Source organism: Streptomyces sp. Tu 2975 (genome assembly GCF_009832925.1).
Lineage (GTDB): Bacteria > Actinomycetota > Actinomycetes > Streptomycetales > Streptomycetaceae > Streptomyces.
In genome coordinates, this window is sequence record NZ_CP047140.1 from 5,115,176 (window position 1) to 5,135,163 (window position 19,988).

Annotated in this window: 20 protein-coding genes and 2 pseudogenes; 10 read left to right on the forward strand and 12 right to left on the reverse strand. The window is 72.2% G+C overall.

All coding sequences use genetic code 11. The annotated features are described in order from the left end of the window. Nucleotides 1-142: 142 nt before the first annotated feature. The 3 genes from GLX30_RS22720 to GLX30_RS22730 are packed head-to-tail and all read left to right on the forward strand — an operon-like array spanning nt 143 to nt 2,165. Nucleotides 143-823, forward strand: a complete 681-nt coding sequence (locus tag GLX30_RS22720) for a response regulator transcription factor (protein ID WP_244258257.1) — start codon at nt 143-145, stop codon at nt 821-823. Next, nucleotides 820-1,917: a histidine kinase gene (locus GLX30_RS22725; protein ID WP_159691830.1), complete on the forward strand. Its 1,098-nt coding sequence runs from the start codon at nt 820-822 to the stop codon at nt 1,915-1,917. Before GLX30_RS22720 ends, GLX30_RS22725 begins: the two co-directional genes overlap by 4 nt. Nucleotides 1,918-1,970: 53 nt before the next feature. Next, nucleotides 1,971-2,165: a helix-turn-helix transcriptional regulator gene (locus GLX30_RS22730; RefSeq protein WP_159691832.1), complete on the forward strand. Its 195-nt coding sequence runs from the start codon at nt 1,971-1,973 to the stop codon at nt 2,163-2,165. A 72-nt stretch (nt 2,166-2,237) separates the two neighbouring features. Here the strand turns inward: GLX30_RS22730 and tesB are convergent, their stop codons facing one another. The 5 genes and pseudogenes from tesB to GLX30_RS22755 form a co-directional block, all read right to left on the reverse strand. Beyond that, entirely contained in the window at nt 2,238-3,110 is an 873-nt protein-coding gene (gene tesB, locus GLX30_RS22735; RefSeq protein ID WP_159691834.1) for an acyl-CoA thioesterase II, read from the reverse strand. Between the two features lie 10 nt (nt 3,111-3,120). Further along, on the reverse strand, nt 3,121-4,278 hold the full coding sequence (locus GLX30_RS22740; protein ID WP_159691836.1) for an acyl-CoA dehydrogenase family protein: 1,158 nt from the start codon (nt 4,276-4,278) through the stop codon (nt 3,121-3,123). A 190-nt stretch (nt 4,279-4,468) separates the two neighbouring features. Further along, nucleotides 4,469-4,903 (reverse strand): hypothetical protein, encoded by a 435-nt coding sequence (locus GLX30_RS22745; RefSeq protein WP_159691838.1) that lies wholly within the window; start codon nt 4,901-4,903, stop codon nt 4,469-4,471. 165 nt (nt 4,904-5,068) lie between these two features. Then, complete coding sequence (locus GLX30_RS22750; protein ID WP_159691840.1) at nt 5,069-5,545, reverse strand: hypothetical protein; 477 nt, start codon at nt 5,543-5,545, stop codon at nt 5,069-5,071. A gap of 104 nt (nt 5,546-5,649) precedes the next feature. After that, a pseudogene (locus tag GLX30_RS22755) lies at nt 5,650-7,085 on the reverse strand (PucR family transcriptional regulator). A gap of 160 nt (nt 7,086-7,245) precedes the next feature. Here GLX30_RS22755 and GLX30_RS22760 point away from each other — a divergent pair. From GLX30_RS22760 to GLX30_RS22770, 3 genes and pseudogenes are all read left to right on the forward strand, one after another. Next, nucleotides 7,246-8,724: a sodium:solute symporter gene (locus GLX30_RS22760; RefSeq protein ID WP_159691842.1), complete on the forward strand. Its 1,479-nt coding sequence runs from the start codon at nt 7,246-7,248 to the stop codon at nt 8,722-8,724. 63 nt (nt 8,725-8,787) lie between these two features. Beyond that, nucleotides 8,788-9,757: pseudogene (gene speB, locus GLX30_RS22765) on the forward strand (agmatinase). Then, the gene (locus GLX30_RS22770) at nt 9,754-11,436 is read left to right on the forward strand and encodes a thiamine pyrophosphate-binding protein (protein ID WP_159691844.1); all 1,683 of its coding nucleotides are present in this window, start codon (nt 9,754-9,756) and stop codon (nt 11,434-11,436) included. Before speB ends, GLX30_RS22770 begins: the two are co-directional and overlap by 4 nt. A 100-nt stretch (nt 11,437-11,536) precedes the next feature. Here GLX30_RS22770 and GLX30_RS22775 read toward each other — a convergent pair whose 3' ends face one another. After that, nucleotides 11,537-12,049, reverse strand: coding sequence for a hypothetical protein (locus tag GLX30_RS22775; protein WP_159691846.1), 513 nt, complete (start codon nt 12,047-12,049; stop codon nt 11,537-11,539). Between the two features lie 152 nt (nt 12,050-12,201). Between GLX30_RS22775 and GLX30_RS22780 the strand changes: the two genes are divergently transcribed. Then, complete coding sequence (locus GLX30_RS22780; RefSeq protein ID WP_159691848.1) at nt 12,202-13,299, forward strand: hypothetical protein; 1,098 nt, start codon at nt 12,202-12,204, stop codon at nt 13,297-13,299. 30 nt (nt 13,300-13,329) lie between these two features. Continuing rightward, nucleotides 13,330-13,707 carry a hypothetical protein gene (locus tag GLX30_RS22785; RefSeq protein ID WP_159691850.1) on the forward strand — a complete coding sequence of 126 codons (378 nt, stop codon included), beginning with the start codon at nt 13,330-13,332 and terminating at the stop codon, nt 13,705-13,707. A 310-nt stretch (nt 13,708-14,017) separates the two neighbouring features. Here the strand turns inward: GLX30_RS22785 and GLX30_RS22790 are convergent, their stop codons facing one another. Together GLX30_RS22790 and GLX30_RS22795 are read right to left on the reverse strand one after the other, a co-directional pair. Next, nucleotides 14,018-14,668 carry a response regulator transcription factor gene (locus GLX30_RS22790; RefSeq protein WP_159691852.1) on the reverse strand — a complete coding sequence of 217 codons (651 nt, stop codon included), beginning with the start codon at nt 14,666-14,668 and terminating at the stop codon, nt 14,018-14,020. A gap of 4 nt (nt 14,669-14,672) precedes the next feature. Then, a complete protein-coding gene (locus tag GLX30_RS22795; RefSeq protein WP_208545462.1) occupies nt 14,673-15,872 on the reverse strand; it encodes a histidine kinase in 1,200 nt (399 codons plus the stop codon). 107 nt (nt 15,873-15,979) lie between these two features. On the opposite strand from GLX30_RS22795, the gene GLX30_RS22800 reads away from it, so the two are divergent. Continuing rightward, nucleotides 15,980-16,915 carry an ATP-binding cassette domain-containing protein gene (locus GLX30_RS22800; protein WP_159691854.1) on the forward strand — a complete coding sequence of 312 codons (936 nt, stop codon included), beginning with the start codon at nt 15,980-15,982 and terminating at the stop codon, nt 16,913-16,915. Between the two features lie 2 nt (nt 16,916-16,917). Next, nucleotides 16,918-17,664, forward strand: a complete 747-nt coding sequence (locus tag GLX30_RS22805) for an ABC transporter permease (protein ID WP_208545463.1) — start codon at nt 16,918-16,920, stop codon at nt 17,662-17,664. Nucleotides 17,665-17,894: 230 nt separating this feature from the next. Here the strand turns inward: GLX30_RS22805 and GLX30_RS22810 are convergent, their stop codons facing one another. The 4 genes from GLX30_RS22810 to GLX30_RS22825 form a co-directional block, all read right to left on the reverse strand. Continuing rightward, nucleotides 17,895-18,308, reverse strand: coding sequence for an SgcJ/EcaC family oxidoreductase (locus tag GLX30_RS22810; RefSeq protein ID WP_159691856.1), 414 nt, complete (start codon nt 18,306-18,308; stop codon nt 17,895-17,897). A 167-nt stretch (nt 18,309-18,475) separates the two neighbouring features. After that, nucleotides 18,476-18,895: a DUF4259 domain-containing protein gene (locus GLX30_RS22815; RefSeq protein ID WP_159691858.1), complete on the reverse strand. Its 420-nt coding sequence runs from the start codon at nt 18,893-18,895 to the stop codon at nt 18,476-18,478. Nucleotides 18,896-19,102: 207 nt separating this feature from the next. Then, nucleotides 19,103-19,462 carry a hypothetical protein gene (locus tag GLX30_RS22820; protein WP_244258258.1) on the reverse strand — a complete coding sequence of 120 codons (360 nt, stop codon included), beginning with the start codon at nt 19,460-19,462 and terminating at the stop codon, nt 19,103-19,105. A gap of 44 nt (nt 19,463-19,506) precedes the next feature. Beyond that, nucleotides 19,507-19,980, reverse strand: coding sequence for a nuclear transport factor 2 family protein (locus GLX30_RS22825; protein WP_244258259.1), 474 nt, complete (start codon nt 19,978-19,980; stop codon nt 19,507-19,509). Nucleotides 19,981-19,988 lie beyond the last annotated feature (8 nt).

Below are 19,988 nucleotides of genomic sequence, written 5' to 3' on the forward strand. Positions count from 1 at the left end.
GCACCGGCCCGGCGGCCCGTGCAGCGTGGTCCCGGGGGTCGGTCGAACCCCCGGGGATCCGGACGGGCGCTTGTGGCGTCCTAGGATCTGCATCCAGGCTCGCAGCCGCAGGCACGCCATCGCTCAGACCACAGGACGACCTTTGCACTACGACTTGAGGCCGCCGGTGCGTGTGCTCGTCGTCGACGACGAGGAACTGGTACGCACCGCGCTGCAACGGCTCCTCGACGCGGCCGACGCCGTCACCGTCGCCGCCACGTGCGACGGCCCGGACGCCCTCGAAACGGCCCGGCGGCTCGCCCCCGACGTCGTCCTGCTGGACATCGACATGCCCGGAGCCTCCGGCCTCGACGTACTGCGCGCCGTGCGGGCACTGCCCGCCCCGCCCGTGGTGGCCATGCTCACCGCCCTCGACCGCGCCGACCACGTCGAGCGCGCCCTGCGGGACGGCGCGTCCGGGTTCCTGCTCAAGACCACGGAACCGCGCATGTTCGTCGACTCGGTGCGCCTCCTCGCCGCCGGCGGCGTGATCTGCACACCGCCGGGCAGCGCCGCCGTACTGGCCCGGTACACAGCCGGTGCCCCCGCTCCCGCACCTCCCCGGGCGACCGACGACCTCGCCGGCCTCACCCCGCGTGAGCACGAGGTCCTCACCCTGATCGCCGCAGGGCTGTCCAACACCGATATCGCCACCCACCTCGGTATGGGGGTGACCACGGTCAAGACGCATATCGGCGCACTGAAGCGGAAGCTCGCCGTCACCAGCCGGGTCGGCCTCGCCGCGGTCGTCCACCGCGTCACGGGCGGACAGGGACCGGGGTGAGCGCCCGGTACTGGGCCGGTCAAGCCCTCGTCGTCGTTGCTGCGGTCGCGGAGGCGCTGGCCACCCGGGTCTGGCTGGAGGACTGGATGGCCGTCGGCGCGCTCGCCGCGGCCGGTCTGCTCGTCCTGCGCGGGCGCTTCCCTCGTACGGTCTTCGTCCTCATGCTGCCGACGCTCGCCACCGGCGTGCTGTGGCTGCCCGCCATGTGCGCGCTGTACGCCCTGGCCGCGTCCCAGCGCCGTCGCGGCGAAGTGGTCGCCGCCTCGGCCGCCGTCGCCGTCGTGGCGTTCGTGCCCTGGCGGGACCTGGACGGATACGCCTGGTCGCTGCCGGAGACCACCCTCGGCGTCCTGCTCGCCGGACTGCTCGCCGTCGCCCCCGCCGCCCTCGGCCTGCTCGGCCGCGCCCGCGCCGAACTCGCCGCCCGTCTCGCCGAACTGGCGCTCTCCCGCGAACGTGAGCGCCGGTACGCCGCCGAACAGGCCGCGCTGCGGGAACGCGAACGGCTGGCCAGGGACGTCCACGACACGGCGGCCCACCACCTGAGCCTGATCAGCCTGCGCTGCAGCGGGCTCGCCGCGACCGCCGACTCGGCCCCGTACCGGGACGAGGCCGCCGCCCTGGGTGAGCTCAGCCGCCGCGCCGCGGCCGACCTGCGCCGGGCCATCCGCCACGACGGCCCGGGCCTCGCGCAGCTCCCGGAACTCCTCGAGGCGGCACGCGACCTCGTCGAGGCGGTGCACCTGGACGCCGGCGACTGCCCTCCGGCGGTCGAGCACGCCGCGTACCGCATCGTCCAGGAGGGCCTGACCAATATCCGCCGTCACGCTCCCGGCGCCGCCGCCCGCGTGACGGTGCGCCGCAGCGGGCACTCCCTGCTCGTCGCCGTCCACAACGACCCCCCGCCGGGCCCGTGTCCGCCCCCCGACCCCGGCGGCCACGGCCTCTCCGGCCTGCGCACCCGCACGGCGGCCCTCGGTGGCACCCTCACGGCCGGCCCGACCCCGGCAGGCGGCTTCGTCCTGGCCGCGACGCTGCCGGTGCCGACGGCGCCGGGTCCGGGGGCGGAGCTGCCGGTGCACGGAGAGCCTTAGCCAACCGGGGAGCGCCGCTTCACTCGTGCGGCGCAGGTGACGGGGTAGAGGAGTTGCGCTTCGACCTCGGGCAGGCCGTCCACGACCGGCGGACCGAGCTCGGGATCTCCCGGACCGAACTCGCCAAGCGCGCCGAGATGACCCGGCCCCGGGTCTCCGAGCTGGAGCTCGACGGCACCATGCCCACCCTGCCGCTGCTCGCCCGTCTCGCCCGCGCGCTCGACGCTCAGTCTCGAGCTCGACGGTGACACGTCGAAGGTGGTGTTCGCGGCGCACACCCCGGCCGCCTGACCGCCGGCCGGGGAGTACGCCGTGCGCCGTCAGCGCGGGACGCGGACCACGCCCTCCTGGATGACGGAGATCGCCAGCTGCCCGTCCTGGGTGTAGATACGGGCCTGGCCCAGACCCCGGCCGCCGGAGGCGGACGGCGACTGCTGGTCGTAGAGGAGCCATTCGTCCGCGCGGAAGGGCCGGTGGAACCACATCGCATGGTCCAGCGACGCTCCCACGACGTCCCCGACCGCCCAGCCGCCCCGCCCGTGGGCGAGCAGGACCGAGTCGAGCAGAGTCATGTCGGAGACATACGTCGCGAGGCAGACGTGCAGCAGGGAGTCGTCGGCGAGCTTGCCGTTCGCGCGGAACCAGACCTGGGAGCGCGGCTCGCGCGGCCGGCCCGCGGTGGCGTACGGCGGCTCGTCCACGTAACGGAGGTCGACCGCCGCCCGTGCCTCGAGGAGCCTGTCCACCACGCCGCGGTCGACGAAGCGGTCCGCGTAGCGCGGCAGCATCTCGGCGGCCGTCGGCAGCGATTCCGGGTCCGGCGCGTCAGGCATCTCCGCCTGGTGCTCCAGGCCCTCCTCGGGCGTCTGGAACGACGCGGAGAGGTGGAAGATCGGCTGGCCGTGCTGGACCGCGACCACCCGTCGGGTCGTGAACGACCGTCCGTCGCGGATGCGGTCGACCGTGTAGACGATCGGGGCGCCCGGGTCGCCCATGCGCAGGAAGTACGAGTGCAGCGAGTGCGCCGTGCGGTCCGCCGGGGCCGTCCGGCCCGCGGCGACCAGCGCCTGCGCGGCGACCTGACCGCCGAAGACGCGTGGGACCACGGCCGAACGGGAACTTCCCCGGAAGATGTTCTGCTCGATCTGCTCCAGGTCGAGCAGATCGAGCAGTTCGTCGAGCGCTTGGTTCACGTCAGGGAACCTACAGGCCCATCGACTTGGCGATGATGGACTTCATGACCTCACTGGTGCCGCCGTAGATGCGGTTGACGCGGTTGTCGGCGTACAGACGGGCGATCGGGTACTCGTTCATGTAGCCGTAGCCGCCGTGCAGCTGGAGGCAGCGGTCGATCACGCGGTGGGCGACCTCGGTGCAGAACAGCTTCGCGGAAGCGGCCTCCGCGGCGGTCAGCTCGCCTGCGTCCAGCGCTTCCAGCGCGCGGTCGGCGACGGCCTCCGCCGCGTCCACCTCGGCCTGGCAGGCGGCCAGCTCGAACTTGGTGTTCTGGAACGAGGCGACCGGCTTGCCGAAGACCGTACGGTCGGACACGTACTGCTGGGCGAACCGGACGGCGGCCTTGGCCTGGGCGTACGCGCCGAACGCGATGCCCCAGCGCTCGGACGGCAGGTTCTGGCCGAGGTAGTAGAAGCCCTTGTTCTCCTCGCCGAGGAGGTCCTCGACGGGGACCTTCACGTCGACGAAGGCCAGCTCGGCGGTGTCGGAGGTGCGCAGGCCCAGCTTGTCCAGCTTGCGGCCGACGGAGTAGCCCTCGGACTTGGTGTCCACGGCGAACAGGGAGATGCCGAAGCGGCGGTCGTCCTCGCGCGGGGCGGACGTGCGGGCGCAGACGATCACACGGTCGGCGTGCACGCCGCCGGTGATGAAGGTCTTGGCGCCGTTGAGGACGTAGTGCGTGCCGTCCTCGGAGAGCTTGGCGGTGGTCTTCATGCCCGCGACGTCGGAGCCGGTGCCCGGCTCGGTCATCGCCAGCGCCCACATCTCCTCGCCGGTGACGAACTTCGTCAGGTAACGCTTCTTCTGCTCGTCGGTGGCGAGCAGCTTGATGTAGGGGAGGGCGAGCAGCACGTGCACACCGGAGCCGCCGAACTGGACGCCCGCGCGGGAGGTCTCCTCGTAGAGGACGGCCTCGAACTTGTGCGTGTCCAGGCCCGCGCCGCCGAACTCCTCCGGCACGTTGATGCCGAAGACGCCCAGCTCGCCGAGCTTGTAGTAGAAGTCGCGCGGCGCCTGGCCGGCAGCGAACCACTCGTCGTAGACGGGGACGACCTCGGCCTCGATGAAGGCGCGGATGGTGTCCCGGAACGCCTCGTGGTCCTCGTTGAATACGGTCCGGCGCACGGACGCCTCCTCGGTGACGGTGACTGTGTGGGCACGCTGCACGTGGCTAAGCGCTTGCTCAGGCTAAGTTACCGGGGGGTTGTTGAAAGTGTCCATAGTGATGCTGAGCACGTACCGGCATGACGACGCCCCCGTCACGGGGACGGGAGCGTCGTTGATGCCGGGCTGAGGGTGCGGGCCGGCGGCGCCTTCAGCAGGCGATTCCCTGTGAGCGCAGCCAGTCGCACTGCGTCTCGCCCGACGTCTTGCCGCCGTCGTAGGCGCGGGGGTCCTTGTATCCCGGGCCGACCGGCTCGTGCTGCTCGAACACGCCGTCGCCGTCGATGTCCCCGCCGTTCGGGTCGATCGTCTGCCCGGGATTACGGCAGTTCTGGCGGTCGGCAGGGTCCGTGGTGCAGGCCTGGTTCGCCGCGGCCTTTGCCGCCGCCGCGTTCTGGGCCGTGGCCTGGGTCGCGAGTGCCTTCCCCAGCGGGGCGGCCCCGACCTGCAAGGCGACCTTGGGGACGTCGGCCGGCGGTCGGGGTGCGGGGGTCCCGGACCCGCAGGCGGAGAGCGTCGGGAGCAGGCAGGCTGCCAGAAGGGCGGTGCCGGCGAGTGTGCCGGTCCTGCGGCGGGTTATGTGCATGGGCCCACGCTCCGACCAATGAGTGATTTGTCCGTTTGTGCGACGAACGGTACGGCGGTTCCCCCGACCGGTCAACGCCTCGGCTGCCGCTCCCGCTGCCCGCGGCCCTTCAGGTCCAGGACGAGCGCGGGCAGGGCCGCGTGGGAGGAGATCGCCGGTTGACCCTTACAGGGCCGGCGGTGGGCCCGGTCGGGGGTCCTCCGCGTCGTAGGCCGCCAACGCCGCCTGGCGGTGGTCGAGGAGCTCGGCGAGGTCCGCGGCCGACAGCTGCTCATGTGCCAGTCTCACCGTGGCGCGGCCTTCCAGGGCCGCCCAGGCGTGCCGGGCGCGCTTGTTGGCGCGACAGCGGACGTCGCTGCGGAGGAAACCCGCGCCGGCCGCGAAGCCGGCGGAGGCCAGGGCGAGCAGGGCGGCGGGGATGCGGGCGTCCGCCGTGGCCAGGCCGGCGGCTCCGGCGGTGCCGGCGAGAAGGGCGGCCGGGAAGCCGAGAGCGATATGGGCCTTGGTCCAGAACTCGGCCCGGCGGTGGGCCAGTCCCTTCTGGTGCGCCGCCTCGTCCCGTAACCGCTCGACCTCGGCGCGCAGGCGGCGCGCCGGCCCGTCCGGGTCCGCGAGCCTGGTTCCGTCAGCAGGAGTGACCATGCGGAGATTCCAACACACCTGACGGGCAAGGGGATTGGTGCGTGGACACAGCTTTCGGTCCCGTCGGTCGTGGACTTGTCACGGAACCGTGGGCGTCGGACCACCTATCCCTGCCGCAGCGCGAACCACAGCTCCATCCGGACGTCCACGTCGTCCAGGTCGGCGTCCAGCAGCGTCGCGCAGCGGCCGATGCGCTGGCGGACGGTGTTGCGGTGGATGTCCATGGCGGCGGCGGTGCGGTCCCAACTGCCGTGCAGGGAGAGCCAGGTCCGCAGCGTCTCGACGAGCGCGGGGGAGTCGGCGAGCGGGGCCAGCCGCGCGCGGGCCTCGTCGGCGGTGAGCGGGCCGGTCTCGTGCCGGCGCACCAGGGCTTTGCCCGTCGTGAGCGCACGGCGTAGGGCGCGTGCCGCGTGCGTGTCGGCGAGGACGAGGTCCCGCGCCTCAGCGGGGGCGCTGACTCCGAGCGTCCAGCCGGGCTGGGCCACGACGGCCGTGCTCGCGGGCAGCAGCAGCCGTACCGCCGTGCCGTCGGGCGTCTCGACCAGCGAGGTGCCCAGCGCCGCCGCCAGCGCGGCCGCCGCGAACGGGGTGCCGTCGCCGCCCTGGGCGTGGACCACCGTCCAGGGGCCCGGGTCGAGGGAGCGCGCCGCCTCGGCCGGGGCCTCGCCGAGAAGCAGGCGGACCAGAGCCGCGTCGCGTGCCGCGGAGTCCGCCCCCGTCGAGGGGCCGTGAGCAGCGAGAGCAGGACGACGGCCACCCCGGCGATCGTGTGGTTCCCCGGCTCGTGGTGCTCGGACGCGACGCCGAGGGTGAGGCCGTCGGTGCCGCCGAGCGCGTACGCGGCGAGCCGCAGCCCCCCGCCGTCACCGCTCGCCGTCGCCGGTCCGCCCGGGCGCGGTCCCACCACCCCCGCCAGCTCCGCGAGCGCACGGCTCGCCGCCTCGGGGACCGGGCGGCCCGCCGCGGCCGACTCCGTACCGTCCGGAGCGAAGAGCACGGCGCGTCCGCCGAGCCGCGAGGCCAGCGCGCCGAGCACCGCGGGGACAGGGGCCGGCCGGGCAGCCGCCGTCGCCAGCGACTGCTGCGCCTCGGTCACCCGCCGCAGTTCCTGGAGGCGGGCCTGGGCCATGAGCCGCCACAGCGCCCGGGCGACCGCCGTGAAGGGCGTCTGCGGCGGCACCTCGACCAGCGGCAGGCCGTGGCGTGTGCACGCCTCGACGAGCTCCGCGGGGACGGTGTCGTACACAGGAGTCACGCCGAAGCCGAGTGCCGCCGCGCCCGCCTCGACCACGCGTTGCACGTACCGCGACGGGTCGCTGAGCTGCACGCCGGCCGTCATCAGCAGTTCACCGCCGAGGAGGTACGGATAGGGGTCCGCCATCTCGGAGGTGTGCACCCAGTGGAGAGCAGCGTCCTCGGGGCCCGCGAGCAGTCGTAGCCCGAGGTCCCGGCGGGCGAGCAGGGCGGCGAGCGGGACGGCCGGCGCCGGTGGCGTGGATGCGGGCTCCTGAGCGGCCATGGCGGTGGACCCTTCGTACATCCAGCGGCGGAACAGTGGATGAAACGTACACTTCAGCGTCGCTTTCCGGCCACCTACTGTCATGCCATCCAGCGGCAGCGGGTACGGGCGGATGTCCCCGCGATCGGCCCTGGCACTTTCCCCGCACGACACGCCACTGAGGTGAGCAGAGGAGGGCCCCATGGCCGTCGACTACGCAGTCATCGTCCTGTACCTGGCCAGCATGCTGGCGATGGGCTGGTGGGGCATGCGCCGCGCCAGGTCCAAGAGCGATTTCCTGGTCGCGGGCCGCCGCCTCGGCCCCTGGATGTACTCGGGAACCATGGCCGCGATCGTGCTCGGCGGCGCGTCCACCATCGGCGGCGTCGGACTCGGCTACAAATACGGACTCTCGGGCGCCTGGATGGTCTTCACCATCGGCCTCGGCCTGCTCGCCCTGTCCGTCTTCTTCTCCGCGCGGATCGCCCGGCTCAAGGTCTACACCGTCTCCGAGATGCTCGACCTGCGCTACGGCGGCAAGGCCGGCGTGATCTCGGGCGTCGTCATGTGGGCGTACACCCTGATGCTGGCCGTCACCTCGACCATCGCCTACGCCACGATCTTCGACGTCCTCTTCGACCTGCCCCGGACCGCCGCGATCGTCCTCGGCGGCGCGATCGTCGTCGCCTACTCGACCCTCGGCGGCATGTGGTCCATCACGATCACCGACATGGTGCAGTTCGTGGTGAAGACCATCGGCGTCCTGCTCCTGCTCCTGCCCATCGCCGTGGTCAAGGCCGGCGGCTTCGCCGAGATGAAGGCGGCGCTGCCGACCGCGTACTTCGAGCCGCTCGGCATCGGTGGCGAGACGATCTTCACGTACGTCCTGATCTACACCTTCGGCATGCTCATCGGCCAGGACATCTGGCAGCGGGTCTTCACGGCCCGCACCGACAAGGTCGCCAAGTGGGGCGGCACCGTAGCCGGCACGTACTGCCTCGCCTACGCCCTCGCCGGCGCCGTCATCGGTACGGCCGCCAAGGTGATCTACCCGAAGCTGCCCAGCGCCGACGACGCCTTCGCCACCATCGTCAAGGACGAGCTGCCGATTGGCGTCCGGGGCCTGGTTCTGGCCGCCGCGCTCGCCGCCGTCATGTCGACCTCCTCGGGCGCGCTGATCGCCTGTGCCACCGTCGCCAACAACGACATCTGGTCCCGGCTGCGCGGCCTCACCGCCGAGCCGGAGGGCGAGCACGACGAGGTCAAGGGCAACCGTGCCTTCATCCTGATCATGGGCGTCGGCGTCATCCTCATCGCCATCGCCCTCAACGACGTCGTCCAGGCCCTCACCGTCGCCTACAACCTGCTCGTCGGCGGCCTGCTGGTGCCCATCCTCGGCGGCCTGCTGTGGAAGCGTGGCACGGTGCAGGGCGCGCTCGCCGCGGTGACCGTCGGCGGTCTCTCGGTCATCGGTCTGATGGCGGCGTACGGCATCCTGGCCAACCAGCCCGTCTACTACGGCCTGCTCGCCTCCCTCGCCGCGTACGTGGCCGTCAGCCTGGCCACCCGGCCCACCGACCCCGCCGTGCTCGCCAACTGGCGTGAGCGGCTGGCCGGCCGGGGCGGCGACGAGGCCGAACCGGAGGCCCCGGCCGCCGAGGCCGCCCCGGCCCACAGTTAAAGTCGTACAAACGCCCTGAAACGGCTGAATGCGCAACGAAGCGCAAGAAGGAAGGCATGTCACATGAGCAGCAACGAGCAGCCGCGCGGCCCCGTCGACTCGTCCCGCATCCCGCGGTACGCCGGACCCGCCACGTTCGCCAGGCTGCCCCGGCTCGACGAGGTCGGCCGTGCCGACGTCGCCGTGGTCGGCGTCCCCTTCGACTCCGGGGTCTCCTACCGTCCCGGTGCGCGCTTCGGCGGCAACGCCATCCGCGAGGCGTCGAGGCTCCTGCGCCCGTACAACCCGGCCCAGGACGCCTCGCCCTTCGCGCTCGCCCAGGTCGCGGACGCGGGTGACATCGCGGCCAACCCGTTCAACATCAACGAGGCCGTCGACACCATCGAGGCCGCCGCCGACGACCTGCTCGGAACCGGTGCCCGGATGATGACCCTCGGCGGCGACCACACCATCGCGCTGCCGCTGCTGCGTTCCGTCGCCAAGAAGCACGGGCCGGTCGCCCTGCTGCACTTCGACGCGCACCTCGACACCTGGGACACCTACTTCGGCGCCGAGTACACCCACGGCACCCCTTCCGCCGCGCCGTCGAGGAGGGCATCCTCGACACCTCCGCGCTGTCCCACGTCGGCACCCGCGGCCCGCTGTACGGCAAGCAGGACCTCACCGACGACGAGAAGATGGGCTTCGGCATCGTCACCTCCGCCGACGTCTACCGCCGGGGCGCCGACGAGGTCGCCGACCAGCTGCGGCAGCGCATCGGGGACCGTCCGCTGTACATCTCCATCGACATCGACTGCCTGGACCCGGCGCACGCACCGGGCACCGGCACCCCGAGGCCGGCGGCATGACCTCCCGCGAACTCCTCGAGATCCTGCGCGGCCTCGCGTCCTGCAACCTCGTCTCCGCCGACGTCGTCGAGGTGGCGCCGGCCTACGACCACGCCGAGATAACCTCCGTCGCCGCGTCGCACACCGCGTACGAGCTGACCACGATCATGTCCCGGCAGATCGCCGACGCGAGGAAGACGCAGTGACCCACGACCACGACCTGGTGCTGCGCCCCACGGCGGCCCAGACCGAGGCGGCCCTGAACCCGCCGGCCGGCCGCAACGGCGGTGACCTCGTCGTCGAGACCCTCTCCGGGCTCGGCGCGACGACGGTCTTCGGCCTGCCCGGTCAGCACGCACTCGGCATGTTCGACGCGCTGCGCCGCTCCTCCCTGCGGTACGTCGGCCTGCGCGTGGAGAACAACGCGGGCTTCGCCGCCGACGCGTACGGTCGCGTCACCGGCGAAGCGGCACCGCTGCTGTTGTCGACCGGACCCGGCGCGCTGATGTCCCTGGCCGCGCTCCAGGAGGCGGCCGCGGCGTCGGCGCCCGTGCTGGCGATCGGCAGCCAGGTGCCCTCCGCCGGGCTCGGCGGCGGCCGCCACGGCTACCTGCACGAACTGCGCGACCAGCAGGCGTCCTTCCGCGACATCGTCAAGTCCGTGCACGTGGTGCGCACCGCCTCCCAGATCCCGTCGGCGATCGCGGCCGCCTGGGAGTCGGCACTGACCGCCCCGCACGGACCCGTGTGGGTCGAGATCCCGCAGGACGTCCTCCTCGCCGGGACCACCCTCCCGGTCGTCACCGCCATGGACGCCACGCCCGACGACGTCGTGCCCCGGCCCGAACTGACCGCCGTCGCCGCCGACCTGCTCTCGAACGCCGCCCGCCCGGCGATCATCGCCGGCGGCGGAGTCGTACGCTCCGACGCCTCCGGCAAGCTGCTCGCCCTCGCCGAGAAGCTCGACGCGCCGGTCGTCACCACCTTCGGCGGCAAGGGCGCCTTCCCCTGGGAGCACCCGCTCTCCCTCCAGTCCTGGCTGGAGGACCGCCACACCACCGACTTCCTGGAGTCGGCGGACGTGCTGCTCGTCGTCGGATCCGGCCTGGGCGAACTCTCCTCGAACTACCACACGTTCGCGCCGCGCGGCCGGGTGATCCAGATCGAGGCCGACCTCGGCAAGCTGGAGTCCAACCACCCGGCGCTCGGCATCCACGCGGACGCGCGCCTGGCGCTGTCCGCCCTGTTGGAGACGGTGTCGGAACGCGAGGACCCGTCGGCCGCCGTGTCGGTGCGGGACGTACGCGCAGCCGTCCGGGCCCGGATCGACTCCCAGGAACTCGTCCTGGAGCAGCGGATCCTCGCCTCCGTACGTGAGGCGCTGCCCGACGACTCGCCCAACTTCTGGGACATGACGATCCTCGCCTACTGGGCCTGGTCGGCCTTCGACGCCCGCAAGCCCAACACCATGCACTCGGCCCAGGGCGCGGGCGGCCTCGGCTACGGCTTCCCCGCTGCCCTCGGCGCGGCCGCCGCCGACCCGTCCCGGCCCGTTCTCGCCGTCTCCGGCGACGGCGGCGCGATGTACTCCATCGCCGAACTGGCGACCGCCCGTCAGTACGGGCTGCCGGTCACCTGGCTGATCGTCGACGACGGCGGCTACGGCATCCTGCGCGAGTACATGACGGACGCGTTCGGCGAGGCCACCGCGACCGAGCTGGCCCGCCCGGACTTCGTGGCGCTGGCGGAATCCTTCGGCGTCCCCGCCGTCCGCACGAACCCGGAGTCCCTGTCGGAGGACCTGGCGAAGGCCTTCGCCAGGCCGGGCCCGTCGGTCGTCGTCCTCCCGGCGCTGCTGCGCATGTTCGCTCCGACGCACCTGTGACGAACGGGGCCGCGGTCGCGTGACGGCGGCCGGGGCCCGGCCAGGGCTGGAGCTGGCCGGAAGCGACGGCCGAGGTCCGGGGCCGGGCGAGGGTGACGGCCTAGGGCCACAACAGCGCTCCGAAGCCGAGGATGTAGGCCGAGCCGAAGATCAGCGGCACCCACATCTCGACCAGGCTCAGCGGCACGTAGAGCCGCCAGTCCGCGCCCTCGCCGAGCGCCCGCCACTCCGCCTGGGAGAGGGCCATGGCCGGCAGCCGCTCCTCCAGCGACGCGATGACCCGGTACTTGGCGCTGTTCAACTGGCGGTACGACCGCACCGTGATCCACCAGGCGGCGCACTGGGCCAGCACCACGAGCAGCCCCGCCGCCACGGCCCACCGGGGTGCTGCGGACAGGCCGCCCCCTCCGGACACGGCGAACGCGGCGACCAGACCGCTGTTCACGGTCAGGAAGAAGGTGTTCGCCGCATTGCGCCGGGCACTGACCCGGTCCGACATCTCGACGCACAGCTTGTACTGCTCCAGCACCGCCGCGCGGTAGTGCTGGCCCTCGGCGTCGTACGCGGAGGGGGTGATGGCGGCGTTCCACAGGTCGTCTCCGGTACCCGTCACCGGTCCATTGTGGTCCGGCGGCCGTTCTCGGCGAGGCGGAGGAGAAGGAATACGCCAGGCTGCGGATCGCGCGTGGACGGCCTTGCACGGATATGGACCGTCCAGCCTTCCGCCCCCCACATCCGGCAGGGCGGTGCATGTCAGGATGCGTCATGATCCGAGTCATGCTGTGCGGTGCCGCGGACACGCGTCGGGTGCAGGACGAGTTCGTCCGGACCGTCACCGCCTTCGGCGGCGTTTCCTGGCACTTCCTCGACGGCACGGTGAATTACATCAACTCCGCCTCGTCCGACTGGGAGGAGAACTCCCGGGCCACGGTCCAGGAGGCGGACGTCTGCGTGTTCGTCATCGTGGAGGAGATCGGACGCATCACCTGGGAGACCGAGGTGACCGCGGCGCTGCTGGCCGGCAAGCCGTTCCTGGTGCTCTGTCTGCACTCGACCTACCAGCGGTACCTCGTCCTGGACGCCGCGTTCCGCCCTCCCGTCGGCCTCGACTCCCTCCCGGAGGACAACAGGGATCTGGTCAGGACCCTGCGTGAGATCGAGCAGGAGAGGCGGCTGACCGCTGTCCCCTTCGACCACGGGAGGTTCGGAGAGGTCCTGCGGCGGGAACTCTCCAAGCTCTTCGACATCGCCCTGGGACAGATGGAGGAACGCAACCGGAGGAAGTCGATCCGACCGTTGCTGAACGATCCTGCGCGGCTCACCACGACCGATCTGAGGGCGGCCCAGGCCATCGCCGTCGACGAGTGGGAGGACAAGCAGGTCCGCAAGGCGGCGCTGCGCGCCCTGGCCGCCCGTCGGGCACTGGACGCGGAGGCGCTGCACTCCCTGCTGGCCAGCGGTGAGCAAGGCGTGCAGCGGATGGCGGTGGAACTGCTGGCCGACCTGCATCCCGCCCGGCCACCCGACCCGGAGCTGCTGGAGCACGTCGTGGCCGTGGCCAATGCCTCCGACGACGTGGGTATCCCCCGACGCCTCATCCCTGTCCTACTGGCCATGGACCTGCCGAGAGGGATCGAGGCCCTGACCCTGCTCGACGTGGAGGACATGGGCAGCAAGCGCAGGCTGGCCGCGGCTCTGGAGGCACATGAGGACGCCGTCGCCCACGGGAGGCTCCAGGCCGCGGTCGCGGCGCTGCTGGAGAGATGCCTCTCCCAGATGTCCGAATCGGACTGGAAGACCCGCTGCCGCGCCTATCTCGCTCGCCTGGGCTCCGAGCCCGCACCACCCGACCCCGAGGACTGAGCACACCCCCGTCACGGCACTGGAGGCACCATGGGAATCTTCGGACGGCGCAAGCAGCGGCGACCGGCACGGCCGCCCGAGTACATCGGGCGCAAGTTCCACTCCGACGCCGGCGTCGAATCGTCGCTGGCCGACTTCCGCACCGCGCTGGGTCAGCAGATGGGCGCGGAGCCGGTGCTGACCCCGGCGCGGTGGACGGGGCCGGACCCGGCCCCCGAACGGGTCGTCGCCGCCCGCACGGCCCAGGGCACGGCCTACCTCGCACTCTGGGCCGATGGGGCGATGCACTTCGTCGCCCCCGACTACCACCAGACGCCGACCCCGCCGCTGGTGGGACTGTGGAAGATGCGGGACGGCTCCTTGCGCGGCACCGGCAGCGTCCAGGCGGACGAGTTCGGAGTCGGCTGACCTTCCCCGCACACCGGCCGGGGGCCCGGTCCGGACGAGGCCCCCGGCCGGTGTGCGGGGAGGGTCTGTTGCGAAAGTGGATCTTGCTCTTGCGTGATCAGGACTTGTGAGGCGTGGTGATCTGACGAACGGCCAGTGGGCCCGGCTTGAACCGTTGCTGCCGACGGGCATCAAGCCGGGCCGTCCGCAGATGTGGACGCGGCGGCAGCCGAGTGTGGGGGAAGCCTGCGCCCCGTGCCGTGCGGTGTCGTCTGCCGGTAACCGTCCCGGTTCCGCCACCCGCGCCGCCTCGCCGGGCGGTGCCGCCGGGTCAGGCCGGCGTGACGAATCCCGACTCGTAGGCGGCGATAACCGCCTGCGTCCTGTCCCTCGCGCCCAGTTTGGCGAGCACCGCGCTGACGTGGGTCTTGACGGTCTCCGTGCCGACGAACAGCTGCGTCGCGATCTCCGAGTTGGAGAGACCGCGTGCCATAAGTCGCAGGACGGCTGCTTCACGCTCGGTCAGTGCGGCCCGTTCCATCGCCGTGCGCGCCGCCGAGTTGCCGTACTCGGCGGCCAGCGCGCGTACGGCCGCGGGGAACAGCAGCGACTCTCCCTCGGCGACCAGCCGCACCGCGTGCACGATCTCCGCCGGGCGTGCCCGCTTGAGCAGAAAACCGTCGGCACCCGCGCGCAGCGCCTCGTAGACGTACTCGTCGTTCTCGAAGGTCGTGACCACCAGGATCTTCGGGGGGTCGTCGACCGTGCGCAGCACGGCACGGGTCGCCTCGATGCCGTCCATCAGCGGCATGCGCACGTCCATCGCCACCACGTCCGGGCGCAGTTGCCGCACCAGTGGGATCACCGCGGCCCCGTCGGCGGCCTCGCCGGCCACCTCGATGTCCGGCTGGGCCTCCAGCACGGCACGCAGCCCCGCCCGTACGAGAGGTTCGTCGTCGACAAGCAGCACGGTGATCGGCACCCGTTCAGCGTATGCCGTCGAGTGGCAGGCCCACCTTGACCCTCCAACTGCCTTCATATGGACCGGTCGTGGCCTTTCCGCCGAGCAGCGCCGCACGCTCCCGTATTCCGCGCAGCCCACTGCCGCGAGCGGCGGGAGTGACCGGCCCGGTCAGCGAGTTGACCACCTCCAGGTCGAGCCGGCCGTCGGCGACGGCGATCCGCACCCGGGTGGGCACCGGGCCCGCGTGCCGCAGCACGTTCGTCAGTGCCTCCTGGACGATGCGGTACCCCTCCCGGGACACCGGCCCCGGTACGAGCGTCAGCGGACCCGTCACCTCGGCCTGCACCTCCGCGCCCGACGCCCGCGCCGACTCCAGCAGCCGGTCGGCGTCGGCGAGCGTGGGGCGGCTGCCGACCGGCCGGCCCGATTCGCGGAGCACGTCCAGCACCCGCTCGAGGTCGTCCAGCGCCGCCCGGCCCGTCTCCTCGATCGCCGTCAGCGCCCGCTCGGTGAACTCGGCGTCCCCCGCGGCCCGCGCCGCGCCTGCCTGCACCACCGCCACGGTCAGCGCGTGCCCGATCGAGTCGTGCAACTCCCGGGCGATGCGGTTCCGCTCCAGCAGCTGCTCGGTGCGCTCCTCCAGAGCCGTGAGCCGCTCCGCCGCGGAGGCGCCGAGCAGACGCTGGGCGATCGCCGTGATCAGTTCCCCGAGTCCGACGACCGCGGCGAACAGGACCACGACCGGCAGCGGCACCAGCAGCGCGTACCACCAGTGACCCTCGCCGCCCGGCAACGGAAAGGTCGGGTCCGAATCGAGCGTGACACCGCCTGCGAGCAGTGTGAGGTCGGCCGACATGCCGAGCAGATGCACCGTCAGTCTGCCCGTGAGAAGACCGAGACCGAGGCGAATCTCCAGCCACAGAGCCGTCCGCCAGCGGTCCGCCCACGTGGCCGAGGACGTGACGGCGATGCCCGACGAGTCGTCCTTGTATCCGTACGGAGACAGCAACAGCCGCGCCTGCAGCCCTTCGACGAGCCGCATCGCCGGGACGAGTCCGAGCAGACCGAGCGCCAGCACAGGCACGTACAGCCGCGTCGTGTCGATGAACAGCCACACGCCCATGACGACGGTGCCGATGAGCAGGTGCAGCCAGCGGGTGTAGGTGACACGGCGGGCGATCCTGCGGGTCAGCGGGCGCAGAAAGCGGAGCACGTGGAGCATTCCGCCATCGTGCCAGCGGCACCGGCCGTGACGGCTCCCCTCACGAGGGAGACGCTCCCCTCCGGCGGGGGAGGCGGCCGGCCCGGCCCGGCCGCGAGGCTTGTGCCATGACCAGCATCGACGTCACACACCTCACGAAGGAGTACGGCGGCAGGCGCGCCGTGGACGGGCTCACGTTCAGTGTTTGCCCCGGCAAGGTCACCGGCTTCCTCGGCCCGAACGGCGCCGGGAAGTCGACGACCATGCGCCTCGTCCTCGGCCTGGACCGGCCCACGTCGGGCACGGCCACCATCGGGGGCCGCCCGTACGCGGAGATCGACGAGCCGTTGCGCCACGTGGGCGCCCTGCTCGACCCGCAGGCAGCCGTGGGCTCCCGCACCGGCCGGGACCATCTGCGCATCCTCGCCGCGGCGGCACGGATACCGGCGCGGCGCGTGGACGAGGTACTGGAACAGGCGGGCATCGCGAGCGCCGCGGGCCGGCGGATCAGGACGTACTCGCTCGGCATGCGCCAGCGGCTCGGCATAGCGGCGGCCCTGCTCGGCGACCCGGCGGTGCTGCTGCTGGACGAGCCGTCGAACGGGCTGGACCCGGAGGGCATCATCTGGATCCGGAAGCTCGTACGGGAGTTGGCCGGCGAGGGCAGGGCCGTCCTCGTCTCCAGCCATCTGATGAGTGAGACGGCCTCGTTCGCCGACCACCTGGTGGTGCTCGGCAGGGGCCGGCTGCTCGCCGACACCGGTATGCGGGAGTTCATCGACGCGTGGACGACACCACGGGTCAGACTGCGCACCACCGATGCTGCCCGGCTGCGTGCACTCCTCATGGCCAGGGGCCTCCACCCGGCAGAGGGTGAGGACGGTCGGTGGACCGTCGAGGGTGCCAGGGTCGAGGACATCGGGCCGCTCGCCGCCGAGGAAGGCATTCCGATACTCGAACTCGCCGGCGAGGAGCCCTCTTTGGAGCACGCGTACCTCGCTCTCACGGCCGACGAGGCCGAGTACACGACCGCCCGGCCCGCCACTGCCGCCCAGGAGGCCTGACCATGCCGTCCGTCGTCCCCGTACTGCACTCCGAGTGGCTGAAGATCCGGTCCGTGCGCTCCCAGTGCTTCACGCTCGCCGCTGTCTTCGTGGCCACAGTCGGCTTCTCGGTCCTGATGTGCGCGACGGTCGGTGCCGAAGAGATCGCCGAAGGAGGGTTCGACCCCGTCCGCGCTTCCTTCTTCGGCCTCAACTTCGGTCAGATAGCGGCGATCTGCTTCGGCTCGATCGCCGTCGCCGGCGAGTACCGGGCCGGAGCCATCCGCGTATCGCTGGCCGCCGTCCCGCGCCGGCGCGTGTTCTACACGGCCAAGCTCACGGTCGTGGGCCTGCTGGCACTCGCCGTCGGTCTGGCCACCAGCACGACGTGCTTCGTCCTGGGACAGGCGGCCCTGGGCGACCGGGGCGTGAGCATAACCACGCCCGGCGCGTTGCGCGCCGTGGTGGGATGCGGGCTCTACCTGGCGCTGATCACCCTGTTCGCGGCCGGTCTCGCGGCGGCCCTGCGCAGCGCTCCGGCGGTCATGGGCATCCTGATCCCGTTCCTGCTGATGCTGTCGTTCGTGCTCGGGGATGTTTCCCAGGGCGGCAGCTGGGTCGACTTTCTCCCGGACCGCGCGGGCCAGCAGATCCTGCTCCAGCACCCGGACGGTCCACTGAACCCCTGGACGGGCACGGGTGTCCTGGTGCTCTGGGTGGCGGCGGCGCTGTGGGTGGGCGGCCGGCGGCTTACGCGACGCGACGCCTGAGGCCGCTCGCGGCGACCGCATCCCGCCCCGACCCGTACGCAGGACCGCCCGACCGCCCGACCGCCCGACCGCCCGACCGTCAGTACCCGGGCGGTCCGGGCGGTCCGGGGGGCGGCCGGGGTGCTGACGGTCCGCCTTGGTACTGACGGGCCGTCCCTCACTTCATGCCGGAGTGCGGTGGCTGCGTACGCGACCGCCCGCCGTTTACAGCCGCAGCAGAGGAACGCGCCTCACGTGCCACTGTCGGCGGTCGTGTCGGCGAACGAATGGTGCTCGTGTGCGACGACCCAGCGTCCCTTCTCCTTGCGCAGCCCGACCGTCAACCGCAGGCGGCTCTCGGGGTGCTCCGCCAGCTCCTTGGGGGTTCCGCAGCGCAGCAGTGCGTACGCGAAGGCGGCGTCCCCGTCGGCGGTGACGTCGAGCGACACGATCTCGAACGAGGCACCCTGTGCCTGCCACTCGAAGAACGGCGGCCATGTCTCGCGGTAGGCGTCGACGCCCCGGACACCGTCATGCGGGGGCGGCACGTCGAACATCACGATGTCGTCCGCGTGATCCGCCAGCACTGCCGGCAGGTCACCCCGGTGAACGGCTTCGGCCCACCGCTCGATCAGGCTGCGGATCTCTGATACGTCATCGGCCATGTCGGTTCACTCCTTGTGCCCGGTGTTCGGACCTGCACCAGGACAGACTCCAGAACAAGGCCCGATTCATCGGCCCCCGCAAGGCCGGGCGCAGCCCGCGAGCCATGGCGAGCGGGCCGCCGGTCAGCCCTGGGGCCCCCAGCCCTGGGACCGTCAGCCCTGGGCTCTCAGCCCAGGGAAGGGCCTGCTCCCGTCAGCACCTTCCGCAGCCCGGCCATACCCGCCCGCCACGCCGGACCGGCGTCGGTCTCGTCCCAGAGCTCCATCAGCTCCGACGGCTTCTTGAGCGTCCGGTCGAGTGCCTCGACGGCGAGCAGCCGCAGGTCGGCGGGCAGCGCGGGGACGGGCTCGTCCGGACCGTAGGGCGTCGTCACCGCCTCCCCGCCGGGACACTGCGCGGCGACCAGCGCCGCGGCGGCCACCGCTTCGGCCGCCTCGTCGCTGTCCAGGTAATCGTCGGTCCCGACGACGCGCAGCAGCGCCTCGCGCACGATGCCAGGACGTTCGCTCTCGGCCGCGTCGTCCAGCGTGCCGGAGAAGTCCGCCGCTGTGTCGTTGTCGAAGTGCCCGATGTCCCAGGTGCCCATGGTGTCCCCCGTCGTGCCGACGGCCGGTTGTCCGGCCGGTGGTCCTATCCGCCGTCCGGCAGGCCGTCCGCCTGCTGACGTCTCGGCCGTCCGTTCTTGGTGACGCACCGGCATCGTGGCAGGGGCCTCTGACAATCGGCCTTGGCGCACGGCCGGCGCGTAGTGCTCACGCCGGGCACCGGAGTGCGTGCCAGGCGCCGCGTCGGCTCACCAGTCCCGCCATTCGCCTGCGATGTCGTCACCGTCCATCCCGTTGCGGTCGGCCAGCGCGGTGACGTCCACGCCACGCTCGGCAAGGACGGCGTCGATGTACTCGCACAGGTCCTCCCGCTCGATCGTGCAGTACGCGCCGTGCTCGGCGTCGATGGCGTTCAGTGCGAGGACGCCCCGCCGCACCGCCGCGATCACCTCCTCGTCGCCGGCGGCGCTCCCGAGACGGGCCACGTCCGCCTCGTAGGCGCCGAGTGCGGCGTCCGTCGCGGCGAGCAACTGCGGGGTCCAGGGCGAGCCGGTTCCGGCGTACCGCGCTGCTTGCGCCCGCCAAGCGGCTGAAGGCGTGATCGTCATGTTCGGACGGTAGCGCCCGCCACCGACACCGGCCGCCGGTGTCCTCAGCCCGGAAGCTCCACGTCGGGTGGCGTGCCCTGTGTCCACGCCACGCGCAGGGCGGTCGCCGAGATCCGCCAGCCGGCCGGGGTCCTGACGAGCTCGGACACCGTATGACCTGCGGAGACGAAGACCTCCTCGGAGCCGTCCGCCAGGACATGCGTGCTGAGCTGGGCGCCGCGGGCCGTGGCGCGGTCGCCGTCGAGTTCGATGACCGTGTTGCTCCCCAGGTGCACGGTCCTCTCGAAGAGGGCCATCGCCCGCCGGACGGTCGCCAGCAGGTCGTTCCGCCCGCGCACAGCGCCGACGGGCATCTCCGCGGTGACGTCCTCGGTGTGGAAGGCGCGGGCCCAGTCCTCGTCGAGCGGCCCCTCGTCCAGGGACCGCAGATACCGGTCCAGGAGATCCGCGATCTCGGCCCGGTCGGCCAGGGCGCGCATCTCGCGCCGCATCTGTTCGATGTCGATGTCGGTGTCCATGCCGAGGA

Excerpts from the sequence above, each read along its gene's own strand:
- GLX30_RS22745 (WP_159691838.1), bottom strand. The coding sequence starts at position 4,903 with ATGCACATAACCCGCCGCAGGACCGGCACACTCGCCGGCACCGCCCTT.
- GLX30_RS22750 (WP_159691840.1), bottom strand. The coding sequence starts at position 5,545 with ATGGTCACTCCTGCTGACGGAACCAGGCTCGCGGACCCGGACGGGCCG.
- GLX30_RS22760 (WP_159691842.1), top strand. The coding sequence starts at position 7,246 with ATGGCCGTCGACTACGCAGTCATCGTCCTGTACCTGGCCAGCATGCTG.
- GLX30_RS22780 (WP_159691848.1), top strand. The coding sequence starts at position 12,202 with ATGATCCGAGTCATGCTGTGCGGTGCCGCGGACACGCGTCGGGTGCAG.
- GLX30_RS22785 (WP_159691850.1), top strand. The coding sequence starts at position 13,330 with ATGGGAATCTTCGGACGGCGCAAGCAGCGGCGACCGGCACGGCCGCCC.
- GLX30_RS22795 (WP_208545462.1), bottom strand. The coding sequence starts at position 15,872 with ATGCTCCACGTGCTCCGCTTTCTGCGCCCGCTGACCCGCAGGATCGCC.
- GLX30_RS22800 (WP_159691854.1), top strand. The coding sequence starts at position 15,980 with ATGACCAGCATCGACGTCACACACCTCACGAAGGAGTACGGCGGCAGG.
- GLX30_RS22805 (WP_208545463.1), top strand. The coding sequence starts at position 16,918 with ATGCCGTCCGTCGTCCCCGTACTGCACTCCGAGTGGCTGAAGATCCGG.
- GLX30_RS22810 (WP_159691856.1), bottom strand. The coding sequence starts at position 18,308 with ATGGCCGATGACGTATCAGAGATCCGCAGCCTGATCGAGCGGTGGGCC.
- GLX30_RS22815 (WP_159691858.1), bottom strand. The coding sequence starts at position 18,895 with ATGGGCACCTGGGACATCGGGCACTTCGACAACGACACAGCGGCGGAC.
- GLX30_RS22820 (WP_244258258.1), bottom strand. The coding sequence starts at position 19,462 with ATGACGATCACGCCTTCAGCCGCTTGGCGGGCGCAAGCAGCGCGGTAC.
- GLX30_RS22825 (WP_244258259.1), bottom strand. The coding sequence starts at position 19,980 with ATGGACACCGACATCGACATCGAACAGATGCGGCGCGAGATGCGCGCC.